This window comes from Aminobacterium mobile DSM 12262 (assembly GCF_000526395.1).
Classification (GTDB): Bacteria; Synergistota; Synergistia; order Synergistales; family Aminobacteriaceae; genus Aminobacterium; species Aminobacterium mobile.
In genome coordinates, this window is sequence record NZ_JAFZ01000001.1 from 1,306,329 (window position 1) to 1,321,963 (window position 15,635).

General features: G+C 43.2%; 13 protein-coding genes. All 13 read right to left on the reverse strand.

Features of this window, described 5'->3' with window-relative positions; genetic code table 11:
• Window positions 1–6: 6 nt before the first annotated feature.
• Complete coding sequence (locus K360_RS0106425; protein ID WP_024822350.1) at window positions 7–672, reverse strand: SPOR domain-containing protein; 666 nt, start codon at window positions 670–672, stop codon at window positions 7–9.
• Window positions 673–796: 124 nt separating this feature from the next.
• Window positions 797–1,945 (reverse strand): cell division protein FtsZ, encoded by a 1,149-nt coding sequence (gene ftsZ, locus K360_RS0106430; RefSeq protein ID WP_024822351.1) that lies wholly within the window; start codon window positions 1,943–1,945, stop codon window positions 797–799.
• Between the two features lie 22 nt (window positions 1,946–1,967).
• Window positions 1,968–3,281: a cell division protein FtsA gene (ftsA, locus tag K360_RS0106435; protein ID WP_024822352.1), complete on the reverse strand. Its 1,314-nt coding sequence runs from the start codon at window positions 3,279–3,281 to the stop codon at window positions 1,968–1,970.
• Window positions 3,282–3,311: 30 nt separating this feature from the next.
• Window positions 3,312–3,983, reverse strand: coding sequence for a hypothetical protein (locus K360_RS0106440; protein WP_156923357.1), 672 nt, complete (start codon window positions 3,981–3,983; stop codon window positions 3,312–3,314).
• Window positions 3,984–4,101: 118 nt separating this feature from the next.
• Complete coding sequence (murB, locus tag K360_RS0106445) at window positions 4,102–5,019, reverse strand: UDP-N-acetylmuramate dehydrogenase (protein ID WP_024822354.1); 918 nt, start codon at window positions 5,017–5,019, stop codon at window positions 4,102–4,104.
• Between the two features lie 3 nt (window positions 5,020–5,022).
• Window positions 5,023–6,459, reverse strand: coding sequence for a UDP-N-acetylmuramate--L-alanine ligase (murC, locus tag K360_RS0106450; RefSeq protein WP_024822355.1), 1,437 nt, complete (start codon window positions 6,457–6,459; stop codon window positions 5,023–5,025).
• The gene (locus K360_RS0106455) at window positions 6,460–7,542 is read right to left on the reverse strand and encodes a UDP-N-acetylglucosamine--N-acetylmuramyl-(pentapeptide) pyrophosphoryl-undecaprenol N-acetylglucosamine transferase (protein WP_024822356.1); all 1,083 of its coding nucleotides are present in this window, start codon (window positions 7,540–7,542) and stop codon (window positions 6,460–6,462) included.
• Entirely contained in the window at window positions 7,539–8,681 is a 1,143-nt protein-coding gene (locus K360_RS0106460) for an FtsW/RodA/SpoVE family cell cycle protein (RefSeq protein WP_024822357.1), read from the reverse strand. The genes K360_RS0106455 and K360_RS0106460 overlap by 4 nt, the downstream gene beginning before the upstream one ends.
• Entirely contained in the window at window positions 8,678–10,054 is a 1,377-nt protein-coding gene (gene murD, locus K360_RS0106465; protein WP_024822358.1) for a UDP-N-acetylmuramoyl-L-alanine--D-glutamate ligase, read from the reverse strand. Before murD ends, K360_RS0106460 begins: the two co-directional genes overlap by 4 nt.
• A gap of 35 nt (window positions 10,055–10,089) precedes the next feature.
• Entirely contained in the window at window positions 10,090–11,043 is a 954-nt protein-coding gene (mraY, locus tag K360_RS0106470) for a phospho-N-acetylmuramoyl-pentapeptide-transferase (RefSeq protein ID WP_024822359.1), read from the reverse strand.
• Complete coding sequence (locus K360_RS0106475; protein ID WP_024822360.1) at window positions 11,036–12,445, reverse strand: UDP-N-acetylmuramoyl-tripeptide--D-alanyl-D-alanine ligase; 1,410 nt, start codon at window positions 12,443–12,445, stop codon at window positions 11,036–11,038. Before K360_RS0106475 ends, mraY begins: the two co-directional genes overlap by 8 nt.
• Window position 12,446: 1 nt before the next feature.
• Window positions 12,447–13,943 carry a UDP-N-acetylmuramoyl-L-alanyl-D-glutamate--2,6-diaminopimelate ligase gene (locus K360_RS0106480; RefSeq protein ID WP_024822361.1) on the reverse strand — a complete coding sequence of 499 codons (1,497 nt, stop codon included), beginning with the start codon at window positions 13,941–13,943 and terminating at the stop codon, window positions 12,447–12,449.
• A 27-nt stretch (window positions 13,944–13,970) separates the two neighbouring features.
• Window positions 13,971–15,632 (reverse strand): peptidoglycan D,D-transpeptidase FtsI family protein, encoded by a 1,662-nt coding sequence (locus K360_RS0106485; RefSeq protein ID WP_024822362.1) that lies wholly within the window; start codon window positions 15,630–15,632, stop codon window positions 13,971–13,973.
• Between the last annotated feature and the right edge of the window lie 3 nt (window positions 15,633–15,635).

The window sequence follows — 15,635 nt, forward strand, 5'->3', positions numbered from 1 at the left end:
TGCCAACTAACGAAGACGAACGATGAGAACCGGATAGCCCGCTTGTTTTAGACGAGAAGCCTGGGTTTCCGCTTCATCTCTATTATTATTACCAGTAACCGTCACACGATAATATATGGCATTTTTTACCACAGCTTTCGATACAAAAGCCGTATACCCCTGCTTCGTAACTTTTTGTTTTACCCCTTCCGCTGCCTCTGCATTTTTAAAAGAACCAATCTGGACACCCCATTGGCCCTCTTGAGCTGAAGCTGGCTTAATATCTTTTGTGCTGGGAACAGCAATAGACTGAGAAGACCCGGAAACAGGAGCTGCTGCCTCTGTAGAAGGAGCTATTTGAGTTGGGGCCTCCTGCGAAACGACGGGGCCCGCCGTAGTCATTTTACCGCTGCTCCCTTGCTGAGAAGGTTCTGGCGATGGCTGGGCGGAAATAGCTGTATTTGAAGGTTCAGCCACTGGGGAAGGAGTAGAAGACGTAGGCGTAGTAGTGTTCGTGGTCTCCTGAGCTATTACCGGTTTATGTGCCTCTCTGACAGGGCCAGAGAGAAAAAAGAACTTAATTCCTACAATTAAAAGACCAACAGCTATGAGACCGATAATAGGCAGCATCAAATCGCCAAAAGGTAACATCGGTTTCTTATCTCTTTGTCTTCGATTCTCACGAGCTGACATAGAAAGACCTCCTATCCTAGCTTTTTCATGAAGTTAAAAAGGGCAGGAATCAATCATAAGGGATCCCCGCCCGTTACGTTTCAACCCAAAACATGCTCTCTAGACATTCGAATATCTTTTATAATTATTTTGATGAACGTTGGGACCTCCGAACAATCGACGGAATATCATAAGGAGTTTTAGGGACACCACTCATGGTAAAAAGATCTTCTTCTGGTGCAGAAACCACCTCAGCTTCTTCCAAAACAACATTGGCTGAACGGTTGCTCATTCTCACACTTTTAGAAGGTGCTCCTTTTCGCTCTTTTTCCTCAGAGAAACCAGTAGCTATAACGGTAATTCTCATCTTGTCTTCCATAGAATCATCGATAGTATGTCCCCAAATTACTGTGGCATCCTCATCAGCTTTGCCCTTAATAACTTCTGCTGCCTGTTGAATTTCGTGAATGCCAATATCACTGCCACCAGTAATGTTGAAAAGAATACCTTTAGCTCCATCCATAGGAGTTGCCATTAGAGGGCTATTAATAGCAGCTTTTGCCGCCATCTCTGCCCGACTATCCCCATGCCCTTCTCCTATACCCATAATCGCTGAACCTGCATTTTTCATAACAGTCCTCACATCAGCGAAATCAACGTTAATAAGACTCGGGCGAAGGATAAGATCTGTAACCCCCTGTACCGCTTGACGCAAAACTTCATCTGCAAGCTGAAAAGCCTCTGTTAAACCTGTTTTTTTATCGGCAATTTCCAACAAACGGTCATTTTCCACCACAAGAAGCGCATCGACCTTTTCCTTCAAGGTTACAATCCCTTGAGCCGCCTGATTTTTCCTTCGTTTCCCTTCAAAGGAAAAAGGATTTGTAACCACAGCAACTACGAGAGCGCCGGATTCCTTCGCAACCTCTGCTATAACAGGGGTTGCTCCTGTCCCTGTCCCCCCGCCCATTCCGGCAGTGAGAAAAACCATATCGGCCCCAGTAACAAGCTGCCGAATTTCCTCGATAGACTCCTTGGCAGAGTTCGCCCCTACTTCAGGATCTGCCCCCGCACCTAAGCCGCGAGTCAGCTCTTTTCCTAAAATAATCCGTGCTTTTGTTTCAGAAAGCCCTAAAGAAGCCATATCAGTATTAGCAGCAATAAATTCCACTCCATTTATGCCACTTCGTATGATATGGTTTAAAGCATTCCCGCCACCACCGCCAACACCTATGACTTTAATGTTTTCCCGATGAGGCCTCGTCGCATCGTCTATCTGAAAAACATGCTCCATACCTCTTCCACCCCACAATACATCAGAAAAGTTCTTTCATCGATTTCTTCACCATCTCGAGGAAATGGCGAAAGCCTTCTCCGTTCACGCTTTTCGGATTCTTATGATGTCCTCCTCTTTTTGCCGCTATAAAAGCGGGTACACCTCCTGATCGAAGAACCTCGATTGGTGCTTCGATATACCGATAGGGGTTACGTTCTTTATTCATAATATATCTAATAATTCCAGAAGCCGTAGTATACTCACAATCATTACGCCCAGGAGGCATTTGGAAACTATCAAGAGGTTTCCCAACACGCACTGGTAAATTTAAAGTTTCTGAAATAAAAGGCTCAACACCTTCTGATCTCGCTACCCCGCCAGAAAGGACTATACCCGCTGGGAACATATGAATATTCATGTCAGCAATGCTTTTGCCCACGTAATCGACAAGTAACTCTTCTAGACGGCAGGAAATCACATCCACCACATCTTCTGCATTTAAAGTTTTCGTTCGGCCTCGCGCTTCAACTTCCAAAGCCTCTTTATTTTCCTCTGGGAAAAGAGAAACTTGTTGTTTAATCTCTTCTGCTTTGCTAATAGGAATCTTCAGCACATAAGCAAGATCATTGGTAATATGGTCTCCACCAATAGGGATTACAGATAAACGAACAGGACGACCATCAGCAAACATCGCAACTCCTGTTGTTCCTCCACCTATACATATGGAAACCGCCCCTGTCCTCATCTCTTCGTCAGTTAAAGATCCAAGAGCACTGGCAAGAGATTTAATGACAAGGCCATTGACAGTAATACCGGCGCTTTCTACACAGTTAATAATGTTTTGTATAACTGATGTAGGAGCAATCACAGACTGTAATTCAATCTCAAGACGTATGCCCGTCATGCCTAAAGGATCATCGATACCACTGTTGCCGTCAAGAGAGTACTTTACAGGAATTGTATGGAGAGTAACTCGATTCGAAGGGACAGCCAGCTCACTTTGAGCGGCTTCTATAACCCGTTCTATATCCTGGATGCCTACTTGTCGAGGAACACGCCCAAGGGAAACCATACCCCGAGATGTTACGCTAGCTGCATCAATACCGCTGAAAGCAACTGTCGCTTCTCCTATTTCAAATCCTACCATTTTCTCGGCGTCTTGAACTGCCATTCGTACAGATTGAATAGCCTGCTCCAGATTGACAATCAGTCCTTTGCGAATTCCCTGAGAGGGTGCTAGGCCTATGCCGATAATTTGGGCATCCTGGAAACGGGAATCCCTTTCCGCTACGACAACTGCTATTTTACTCGTACCTAGATCCAGCCCCACTATTATTTCTGGCTCTCTGTACACTTCATTCCCGCTCCCTTCGTACTATCTACTTCATATTGCTGCTTTTACAACGATTTTCTCTTCATAGGTCGCATCTATTTCTATGTGATTATATTCTGCTGGAGAATCCTTCAATATTTGAGGCAACGCTTGAGCTATGCTAAACCAACGTTCAACTCTCTCGTCTAAGAGTACGGTAAAATATTTCTCTTTCCATTTTACTTGAATTGTAAAACTATAACTACCTGCCCTTCTTCCTAGAACAACCTTAGAAACGGTACCTCCCCAATTAATTTTTTCGATTTCTTGAACCCATTTTCTCAAAGAATCTAGAGGGAGGACACTTCGATAGACAACTTTATTGGTTTCTCCAAATCCCTCTGCTGGAGTAGGGAACGTTTCTTTCAAATACCAAACAGGAACGTCTGGTTTCTGCTCTCCGCATACAAACTTACTGACAGGGCTTTGCCCATCCCAAATTCTACCATCTGGAGCTACATACCACGTAATGTTCCCCCACACCAGAACCAGCCAAACATGGAGTGGTTCTGCCTGCACTTTAATACTTTCAAAGGGACAAACTGCCATAGAAAAAGTTACTGGTATTTCAGATTCTATTTCTTCCGTTAATGTATCTTTCTGCTTCAATGCTACTGGCCAATATCTTAGGCTAGAAGAGTTCAGGTGAGACCAAAATATTTTTTCAGAATATAGATCAGGCATATGGACCTCTATGCTTTGAGGCGAGAGGAGAAAGAAGATAGATTCTATGCTATACAGTATCCCGCATATACATGAAAAGAACAGCAGCCATCGTTTCAATCTCAACTACCTCTATGCGTTACCCCAACTCAAATATCCTCACTTCGAGTTCCAACATATATCCCGTCCGCTCCATCACTATTTTACGGCACTTTTCTATTAGGGCCAATATATCTGCTGCCGTGGCCTGCCCCGCATTTAGTATGAAGTTGGCATGGGCCTCTGAGACTATAGCATCCCCTACTCTAAGCCCTTTGCACCCTGAAATATCGAGTAATCGGCCTGCACTCTCGCCTTCCGGGTTCTTGAAAATGCACCCGGCACTTTTATAATGGTACGGTTGCGAAGAGCGTTTTATCCAATGTTCATTCATTTTAGCTTCCACTAACTCAATACTCTCCGCCCGTAGTTCTATTCCACAAGATGAAACGAACACGTCTTTATCTCTAAGCTCTGAAGTTCGGTATCCCCATTCCAAATCTTCTTTCTTCCATCGACAAACATGCCCTTCCCCGTCAACAGTCTCAACCCATAAAATAGCCTGAGAAACAGCCTCTCCCTTTACTCCTGCATTTCCTACTACAGCGCCTCCTACTGTCCCAGGAATACCTATGGCAAATTCCAACCCACTAAAACCGTAACGATGACTCCAAGCTACAAGATGTGAAAGAGGAAGACCTGCCCCTACTTCTATATAAGCCTTATCACTTTGACGTTCTACTGAAAAAGAAGACATATATCGAGTGCAAAGCACTACTCCATGCAACGTTTTATCGGAGATAATAACATTGCTTCCTCCTCCTAATATATAAAGGGGGAAAGCCTCTTGGGCCTTTATACGGTACAGATAAGCTAAATCCTCAGCCGTAGCCGGCCACAAACAAACATCAGCCTTTCCACCAACTCCCAAAGTTGTCAAAGGGCCAAGAGAAATATCTAATTTAATAGGACCAATAAAATGTTTTTCCAAAATGGTACTGAGATAGCGACTCTCCATCCATTACACCACTTGCTTCTTCTCAATTTCTTCCAGAAGCATCTCCCCTACAGCGGGAACATCTCCCGCACCAACAGTCACAATCACATCTCCTGGCAAAGACGTGTCCTTAAGGAGAGACACCGCATCGAACATATCGGAACAAAGCCGGTAATTTTTGAACCCTCGACGATCAAGCTCTGTACAAATCAAAGCAGAATTAACTCCCTCTATGGGTTCCTCATCAGCTGGATATACTGGCAAAAGAAATAAGCGCCCGGCTGAAGAAAGCACTTCAGCAAAATCTCGATACATAGCCGCAGTACGAGTGTAACGATGAGGTTGGAAAATAATGTTCAACCTTCTACCAGGGAACATTTGCCCCAACGTATTCAGCGTAGCAGCAACCTCTCGAGGATGATGTCCATAATCGTCATATATATCCACGCCATTAATAGCTCCTATATATTGCATACGACGTTTAGCTCCGCGGAAAGATCTTAAAGTTTTTTTAATAATAGTGAATGGCACTTCAAGACGATCTGCTACAACACAAGCAGCGAGAGCATTCATAACATTATGATCTCCTGAAACAGAAAGTTCTATCTGATCCACGTATTCCCCTTTTTTAGAAATGGAGAAAGATACTCCCCCCCCGGGCACATGCTCCACATCATAGGCACCCCAGTCCCAGGCATTACCCCAACCATAAGTTATAATATCGTTTTTGTCGTTTTGGTCGTTCTTTCCCTGATTCCGTTCCATAACTTTCATTAAGCCCACATCTTCAGCACAAAGAACTACAACTCCATTTTCTTTGGGATTAACAAGAAAACGATTAAAAGCATCTATAACACTATCGAACGTCGGATAATGATTAACATGATCCCAGTCCGCATTGGTAAGCACAGCTATATTAGGATGAAACCCCTCAAAAGAACCGTCGCTCTCATCAAGCTCAGCTACCATATACGGCCCGTTTCCCAACTTTGCATTGACACCTATATCACAAAGCTCTCCACCAATAGCCAATGTAGGGCTCAATCCAGATTGCTCCAGAATTAAAGCTATCATAGACGAGGTAGTAGTTTTACCATGAGTTCCAGCTATGCCAATACCAAAACGAGCATCAAATATCCAGCTGAGAACTTCTCCCCTTTTTGCTATTCGAATCCCTCGGCGCCGAGCCTCACAAAGCTCTTCATTATCGTCAGGGATAGCACTACTATAGATCAACAAATCCGGTTTCAGCTCATCAAGATGCTCTTTCCCATGTTGGAGCATGAAACTGATATCATCTCGTACTATTTTATCCACATAGGAGGTCCAGTTAACATCGCACCCACTCACATCATAACCAAGGTCTTTCAGCAATAGAGCGAGTCCACTCATACCAGCTCCGCCTATCCCCATTAAATGTATTCTCTCAACACCGTCAAGATTTCTTATTTTCAAGTCCAATTACAGACTCTCCCTTCGCACCAACGAGATCAAGGTTTTCCAGATCAATTCGCAACTCTGGTTCTGCCATGGAACCAGGGCCCCCCCTTTTGCGCTCTCGTCTCTTTCTTGTGATAAACATTGGACAAGATTCTGTTTCAAAACCTGCGCAGGAGAAGACTCATCCCATACATAGTTTCCTGTTAGCTTCTTGAAGAGCCGCGCATTAGATAACTGGTGCCCATCAGCAGCTCCTCTCCAAGGAACAATAAGAGAAGGGATTGCACAAGCTAATAATTCCGCTAGGGTAGATGCCCCTGCTCTCGCGATAACTATATCAACAACCGAATAGATTATAGACATATCCCACTGTCTTTCAACGGCTATCATGTTATTTGAATTGGGACAAATCCCTTTGCCTCCCACAATAAGAAAAGATACGTGACGAAACTCTGATTCTACGCTCAATTCACATATAACTTGAAAAAGAGGCGAACTCGTGAGCGAACCGCTAAGAACCCCAACGATAGGGCCTTCGGGGATATCGATCCCCACATCTAGTTTACTCCAAGCTTCTCTACGGTCAACCTTCTGAAAGTTTCTAATTGGAATACCTGTATAATAAAAACTATCCGCTTGAAAAGGTTCGCATTCCTGCCAGCCAGAAAAAATAGGAAGATGAAGTTTATGGGCAATTCGAGTAACCTTTCCAGCAATAGTATTTTGTTCATGAACCGCCACTGGAACTCGGCAAAGAAGAGCTGCTATCAATGGTGCAAAGGAGACATATCCCCCGAAAAGGAGGCAAAAATCCGGTCGCATTTTTTTCATTAAAGCCATAGACTTCCCTATCGCCTTACATATCCCCAAGGAGCGACGGGATATCGTTTTTATTTTCTTTATACCAAAAGGAGATCCTTCTATCGGAAGAACTATTGGTTCTACCCCGGATTGTCTATACATCTCTAATTCAAGAGGTCTTGAACCACATGCATACATAACGTGTATATCTTCCGCTTTTTCCCTTTGAAGCCATTGCCCTAATGCTAACGCAGGGAAAATATGTCCACCAGTTCCTCCTGCCACTAAAAGTACTTTTTTCATGATGGCGTACCCACAATTTCTTTAGTAATTCTTACAATAAGACCAACGCGTATCCACATCATAAGGAGTGAACTTCCCCCATAACTCATAAAAGGCAAAGGCATTCCTGTTAGAGGAAGCAATTTAGTAACTCCTCCTACATTGATAAAAAAAGGCAATAGAACAGAAATAACAAGTCCCCAGAGCAGAGTCCTCAGAAAAGGAGAGGGGGCTTGCTTGTATACTTTAAAACAGCGCCATGCCCACATAGTAAAAAGAATAACGACAAGACCGGTGCCAATAAAACCAAATTCTTCCCCTATAGCCGCAAAAATATAATCTGTGTGGGCTGCTGGAAGATAGTTCATTTTCTGGAGCCCCTTCCCTATTCCTACCCCTAAAAGGCCCCCATTAGCAAAAGCTACAAGCCCCTGTATAACCTGGAAACCGCTATCCAATGGCTCTTTCCAAGGATCTAAAAAAGCAACATATCTCCTTAAACGGTAACTTTCTCTGATAATAAATGGGAATAACAAGGCTAGTCCTGCAGAACCTATTACAAGAGGATAGCCCCATCCGCGGTTTTCTACATGAATCCCCATGCAGATAATCGAAAGCAGAAGCATTCCGCCTATGTCCGGTTGAAGCAAAAGAGGGATGATGGAAATAAATATTACCGCTAAGGTGATGCCCAAAAACATCTTCAAAGGTGCCTCTTTAGATCTCGACAGACATTTAGAAAGATGAATTACAACTGCAAAAATAAGAAGTTCTATAGGTTGAAATTGAAGAGAGCCAATGTCTATCCACCGCCGCGCTCCACCAGCTTCAATGCCTATGCCAGGGATTAGCGTACAGAAAGAAAGCAAAAAAGCAACCATCCAAAGGTAGGCACTTAAACGCTCCCAAAAGGCAATAGGGAATAAATATATCAGAAACATAGCGGTAAGTCCCAAAAAGCTCCACTGCACCTGGCGAAAACCCACTACAAAAGGAGAACCCCATACCTCCATGGAGTGGGGCGAAGTTAAAGAAACAATCATAACAAGACCAAAGCAATTAAGGACTAGCGGGATAATCCAGAGGAAGGGATCTACCCGTTGAATTTTTTCATAAGTGCCATTCAGGCCTCTAGTCTGATCCATTGAGACTTCGCTCACCGCTTACCTCCATATTGTTTTACGAGGTGCTGGAAATGTTCACCCCTTTTCTCATAACTCGAATACATGTCCCAACTGGTACAAGCTGGAGAAAGAAGTACTGTCTCTCCTGGCAAAGCTGCTTTCATAGCCATGCGAACAGCCTCTTCCATATCAGCAACTTCAATGCAATTTGAGAAGCCAATATTTTCAAGGGCCTGGAGAATCTTCGCCTTCTCTTCACCCAGAATAATGGCTACTCTCGCTTCTTTTTTTACGACTTCAGCCAAAGGACCGTAATCCTCGCCCTTCCCCTTGCCTCCAAGAATGACCACCTTTTCCCCCTCTATAGAAGAAAGGGCTGTGGAACTAGCAGCTACATTGGTCCCTTTAGAATCATCAATATAACGAACCCCATCTATATCAGCTACAAAAGTACAGCGATGGGAAAGAGGTTTGAAATCCGCTACAAAGCGAGACGCATCAGAGCATTTCATTCCACTTAAAGTAAGAGCAGCCATTGTCATTGCCACATTTTCCAAATTATGGCGACCAATGAGGGATGTGTCTTCATAACGGAAAAGCAACTCATCTACCCCATCTGTACAAAGAAAAGCTTTTTTATCTCCCATTCGAATAAAGGCATGCGTTTTTTGTAACTTCTCTTGTTGCCCTTCCCAAAAAAGAGAAGCTACATGGGATCTTTTATGAGCTTCAAGAGCCCTAACATCGCGATTTTGTACTATCGCCCACTGACCAGGTTCCTGCAAATGAATAAGACGGGCTTTTGCTTCTATATATTTTTCGTAGGAACCATGCCAATCGATATGGTCAGGAGCCAGGTTTGTAACAATAGCTATATGGCTATGTAAATTATGAGCCCAAGCAAGCTGAAAACTACTCAGTTCAATAACAATATAATCCCAATTTTCCTCAGCACAACACGAAAGTGCTTTGCCTATGTTTCCAGCTGCTACTGCCTTGTACCCGCACTTCTCCAATACGAATCCTGTCAAAGCAGTTGTAGTACTCTTTCCATTACTCCCTGTGACCCCAATAATTTTCCCTTGAAGATGCGGCACTACAAAATCTAGTTCCCCCATAACAGGAACGCCGGCACCTAAAGCCTTCTGAATAATAGGAACAGATGGAGATATTCCTGAGCTTACAACTAATACATTCGTGTCAAGTGCTCTTTCGCTATGCCCTCCTGTTTCACAATCTATCCCATTTTCATGGAAGGCCTTTTCAACATGGTCAGGGAGTGATTCTTTATGTTCCGTCACAAAAACTTGCGCACCGAGACGACGGGCTAGGAAAGCTAGACCTTGCCCACTTGTTCCGGCCCCAAGAATCGTTACTTTTTCTCCTTCGTATGATTGGATCGTACCCATAGTGTGTGCCTTCTTTCTCACTATCATGAAATAGTTTATGCCCACCAAGACATCAAAAAGAAGATACAGACAATTGCCCCTAAACCATGAAGAATTAAAAACCTGGTTACAATCTGATCTTCACTCCACCCTGTAAGTTCAAAATGATGATGAAGAGGGCTCATTTTAAAAACTTTTCTCTTGAATTTATGAATAGCTATCAATTGTATAGAAACAGTCAAGATCTCAACACCAAAAATAAAGCCGAGAGGAATCACTGCCATTAAGAAGCCACTTAATGCACAGAGAGAGATAAGAACCCCTGCCAAAAAATGAGAACCGACATCCCCCATAAATACAGCTGCAGGATGAGAATTATACCAAAGAAAAGCCAGACACATTGCAAGGGTAACGATTCCCCCGCTCCGTACATACGTAGCAGCAGGAAGCCAGACAAGGAATGCCACAAGAGAGAGAATAACCGATCCCGCAGCTAAACCATCAAGCCCATCGGTCACATTAACGGCATTCAACATCCCGATAGCTATGAAGGCAAGAAGGGGAACTCCAAGCCATAGAGATAATTCCATATTAGGCCATAAATAAATCCCTTTATACCATCCGACCCAAAAGGCCCACGGCAAGGCAAGGAGTATCTGGGCTACGAGTTTGCCTAGGCTGGGGAGACCTTCGCTTGAGTGTTTTTTGTATTTAATCCAATCATCGATAAAACCGATAAGAGCGGCTCCCCAAGGGAATATCCAGAAAACAAAAGACTCATGCCATGTCCCTGCATTGGATAATGGGAAAAGAAATAAGCACAAAAAAGATACCGCTAAAAACATGAGACCTCCCATAGAAGGAGTTTTGCTCTTCGTTAAAATATGGCTTTGAGGCCCATAATCTTTTTGCACCTGAGACATATCCATTTCGCATGATTTACGAATCCATAACTTCTCTATTAATAAAGAGAGAAAAAATACAAAAAAGAAGAGGAAGAGTCTATTCATTCTTGTTCCCTCCCACTAAAGACGAGACCATAAGATCCAAACGATGGATATGAGATCCCTTCACGAGGAGAAGATCACCTTTATGAAGTCTCGATAAAAGTCCTGCTTCTAAGGCTTTCAAGTCAGCAATACATGCGGCTTTTTTCCGTTCTTCGTCAGACAGTTTCAGATACGGGTCTTTCCATTCCTCTCCTATGAGGAATAACGCATCTAAAGCAAGAGCTTTCTTGAGAACCTCCTCATGCAGCCGCGTGTCATCCTCTCCTAATTCCTTCATACTCCCTAGAACAGCTATTTTTCGCCCTGTCGCAGGAAGATCTAAAAGAGTAGTAAGGGAAGCATCCATAGAGGAAGGATTAGCATTGTATGAGTCGTCAATAAGTATAGCTTCGTTTTTCAATACCATAATGACACCCCGGCCAGGCAGAGCACTCATAGTCTCTAAACCATGAATAGCCTCTCCTAGAGAGAACTGCAACTCTGAACATAAGGCCAGAGCAAAAGCAATAGATAACGAAGCATGTGTACCCCATAACCCCGTGTAAATCTCGTGAGCCCCTCCATCTGGAGTTAAAAGAACAGTTTTCAGACGAGGCAAGCCATCTATTATATGAAAATCGGCTTCTTTTATCCTATAGAGACCGTGGATATATCCCACCCCAACTTTTTTATACTCTCCAGAATATTGAAGAATCTCTTGAGTTAACAACCTGTTATCTTCGTTAAAGAAAATAGTCTTTATATCTGACGATTGGAGGATTTCAAGCTTGGCAGCTATAACTCCCTCCAAAGATTTCAACCCTTCGAGGTGAGCAGAGCTTACCTCCGTTATGATAGCTCTTGTGGGGGGAAAGTACTGAACCATCTCTGCAATCTCTCCAGGTTTATTGGTTCCCATCTCCAAAATTAAGACATCAGTTCCTGGCGGCATTCCTAAAATAGTGAGAGAGCATCCTATGAGCGTATTAAAACTCCGTTCTGCTCCATACGCAAAAGGGAACCTCTCCAAACATTTTTTAATAATTTCCCTCGTCGTTGTTTTCCCGACACTCCCTGTAATAGCAACAACTTCTTGCGGAGCAACTGCCTTGAGATAGGCAGAAGCCATACGAGCCATATCGGTCACAGAATCATTTACTTCTATATAGGCCCTACCATCAAAAGATATCCCTTTCGGCACACGCCCCTTTTCAGCGATAATAAGGGTCGCCCCACGATGTAAGGCATCAATTATATAGTCATGCCCATCTTGGTTAGCTCCTCGTACAGCGACAAAGGCTGAACCAGGATAAACCTCTCGGCTATCAACACAAAAAAAGTCAGGAATTACTATATCACTACCTGACCAAGTAGCACCTATAGAACCAGCTAAATCTGATATCTTCCATAGTTGCCATTTCATTTTATTGCCACCTCAATCCCTGCTTCATGCCCCATTCTTTAATGGTTTCTGAATCATTATATGGAATTCGTTTATCCTGAAGTAAAATATAATGTTCCGGCCCTTTCCCGCTTATCACCACCATATCTCCGGGACGAGCCATAGAGAGCGCTGTTCCGACAGCTTCTTGGCGATTCAAAATACGATAGTGCTCCAACAATGACGACGTAAAACCTTTTTCTATTTCTTCTGCTATCTGAGCAGGGTCTTCGCTACGTGGGTTATCCATAGTTACTACTACTACATCTGCATTTTCAGATGCCACTTGTCCCAAAAGAGGACGATTCCCATGATAGCGCTCTCCCCCATGACCAAAAACAGAGATAAGTCGACCTTTACAGATTTCCCTCATCGCTGACAAAACGTTCTGAAGAGCATCTGGAGTATGTGCGTAATCTACTACAGCACAAACACCATTTTCAAAAAAATATTTTTCGACTCTGCCAGGGACCTGGGGCATAGTTTCCAAGCCTCTTTTTATTGTGGGCATATTTATTCCTACCCCATAAGCAAGAGCAATAACACCGAGAGCATTATAGACATTAAAACGTCCTGTAACAGGAAGATTTAATTCTAAGGATTTCCCCGTCGGCAAGCGGACATCCATCTGAAGACCAGAAAGTCCCATTTCCAGCCACGTAGGATAGACATCATGACCAGCACAAGAACATAATCCGTAAGACAAGCAATGATCCTTATATTCATATAAAAGCCTTTTCCCATACTCATCATCACCATTAATGGCTCCGCACCAATCATGACTGACATATTTTTCAAAAATGCTTTTTTTAGCCATGAAGTAATGTTCCATATCTCCATGATAATCTAGATGCTCTGGAGTTAAATTCGTAAAAATCATGCCACTAAAAAAACAACCATTAAGCCGCCCTTGGACTGCTCCATGAGAAGATACTTCCATTGTGGCACTTTTACACTCATTCCTTACCATACGGGCAAGATATCGTTGAACATCACAACTTTCCGGAGTTGTACGGCTCGCTTCTTCCTCCACATCTCCATCAGAATAAACAATAGTACCCATAAGGCCGCTTTTCTCACCTGAAGCTTGTAAAACACTTCGCATCATATAAGAAGAAGTACTTTTCCCATTTGTTCCAGTTACACCGTACATGGCTAAATGCTCAGACGGACAATCATATACAATAGCTGCCGCATACCCCATGACCCATCGAACATCTTTTACAATAATTTGAGGGACATTTATTTCTAAAGGACGCTTGCATAGCAACGCAATGGCACCTCGCTGGACTGCGTCTGCAGCAAAAACATGGCCATCATGTTTTTCTCCTTGTATACAACAAAAAAGGGAGCCTGGATTACATTCTCTGCTATTGCTAAAAATACTCGTGATAGGCAAGCTCTCCTTTGAGGGGAAAACAACTTGTTCTATTTCTCCGTTCCCCTCTAATATCTTTATAATATTCTGCAGGTCAGACATTCCTCTCACTGCCTCTCTCTTGCCAATTTAAAAAATGTTTAATTGCGCCATATCTTCTACGACAGATCTAAAAACTGGCCCGGCTACACTACCACCATAATACTGCCCTTTAGAGGGTTCGCCTACAACTATAAGCATAGCGTACTTAGGGGATTCATAAGGCCAAAAACCTATAAAAGATGCCACCCATCTTTTTTTAGCGTAAACACCTTTTTCTGCAACTTGAGCAGTTCCAGTTTTACCTGCTATAGCAGTTACCGGCGTATCCGCTAACCTGCCTGTTCCGCGCACTACTACATCCCTCATAACTTTTCGCAGCCATGTCGCAATGGAAGGGGTGACAACTGTACGTATAACTTCCTTTTTCCCTTCGTAAACTTTTTTCCCGTGGCTATCTATAACATCTGCCACTATATAGGGACGTAATAATTCTCCACCATTGATTATGGCATTCATAGCGGTTAAAAGCTGAAGAGGAGAAACTCCAATACCTTGCCCTATGGCTATATTAGCTGGGACAACGCCCCTCCACTGGTCTGGTGATGGCAATAACCCTGCCTCCACCCCGTTGAGTTCTATCCCAGGCGCTACCCCCAACCCCCAATCTTTTAAGCTGTTATACATATCAAAGGGGCGGATCCGAAGTCCTATTTGTGCCATCCCAACATTTGAAGATTTTACCACGATATCCCCTAAAGATAAGGACCCCCAATTACTATTACCTGACTCCGAAATAGATCCATCTGCAACTTTAATTCTGTGAGGTGTAGAGAGGACTTCCGAAGCATACGTTACTTTCCGTTCCAATGCTATGGACACTACTACTGGCTTAAAGGTAGAGCCTGGTTCGTATACTCTGCTTACAGCATTATTAAAAACTTTATTTTTATTGAGCAAGTCCATTCTATTATTAGGGTCAAAAGAAGGGGCACTAGCTAATCCCAATAGTTCCCCTGTAGAAGGATTCATGCAGATAGCAGCTCCCCATCGAGCTTGATTTTTATCTATTGCCTCTTGGAGACGCTGTTCCAAAATATATTGGATACGCATATCCACTGTTAAGCGGATTCTGCCTTTATGTTCTATTTTTTCAAGGTCAGATAACGTTGTAGATACATCTATCGCACGTCCTGTAGCTTCTTTTATAAAAAAACGGATGCCTGGTGGAGAATACAATATCTGATCCCAAACTAGCTCTATTCCTGCAAGTCCGCGATCATCAATATCACAATATCCAATAGCATGTGCTAAAAGAGAGTTTTGTGGATAAAGACGTTTTTTTTCTTGTAGCCGATAGAGTCCGGGTAAATTTAGTGCCATGATGGCGTCAGCTTTTTCTTTACTTATTTTTCGAGCAATCCAATGAAAACGGCCAGCAAGTGGCTTTGATATTTTATCTACAACCTCAGAAGGAAGTAATCCTGACAATGATTTACCATTAGAAGGGTTCCAAAAAGCTGGATCGACAAAAAAACTATATGCTGGCACAGACATAGCTAAAGGATTTTCATGAACATCGACAATAGATCCACGAGTGGTGCTAACAGGGACCTCACTCCAATATTGCCGTTGAGATTGCCGAATAACACGATCATCCGGCATACAATGCACAAAAAACAACCTGCTTAAAACTACAATAAAAGAGATAAATACCCACGGCCAAGGCCCTAACCAGAAATTTCGCTTCATTTT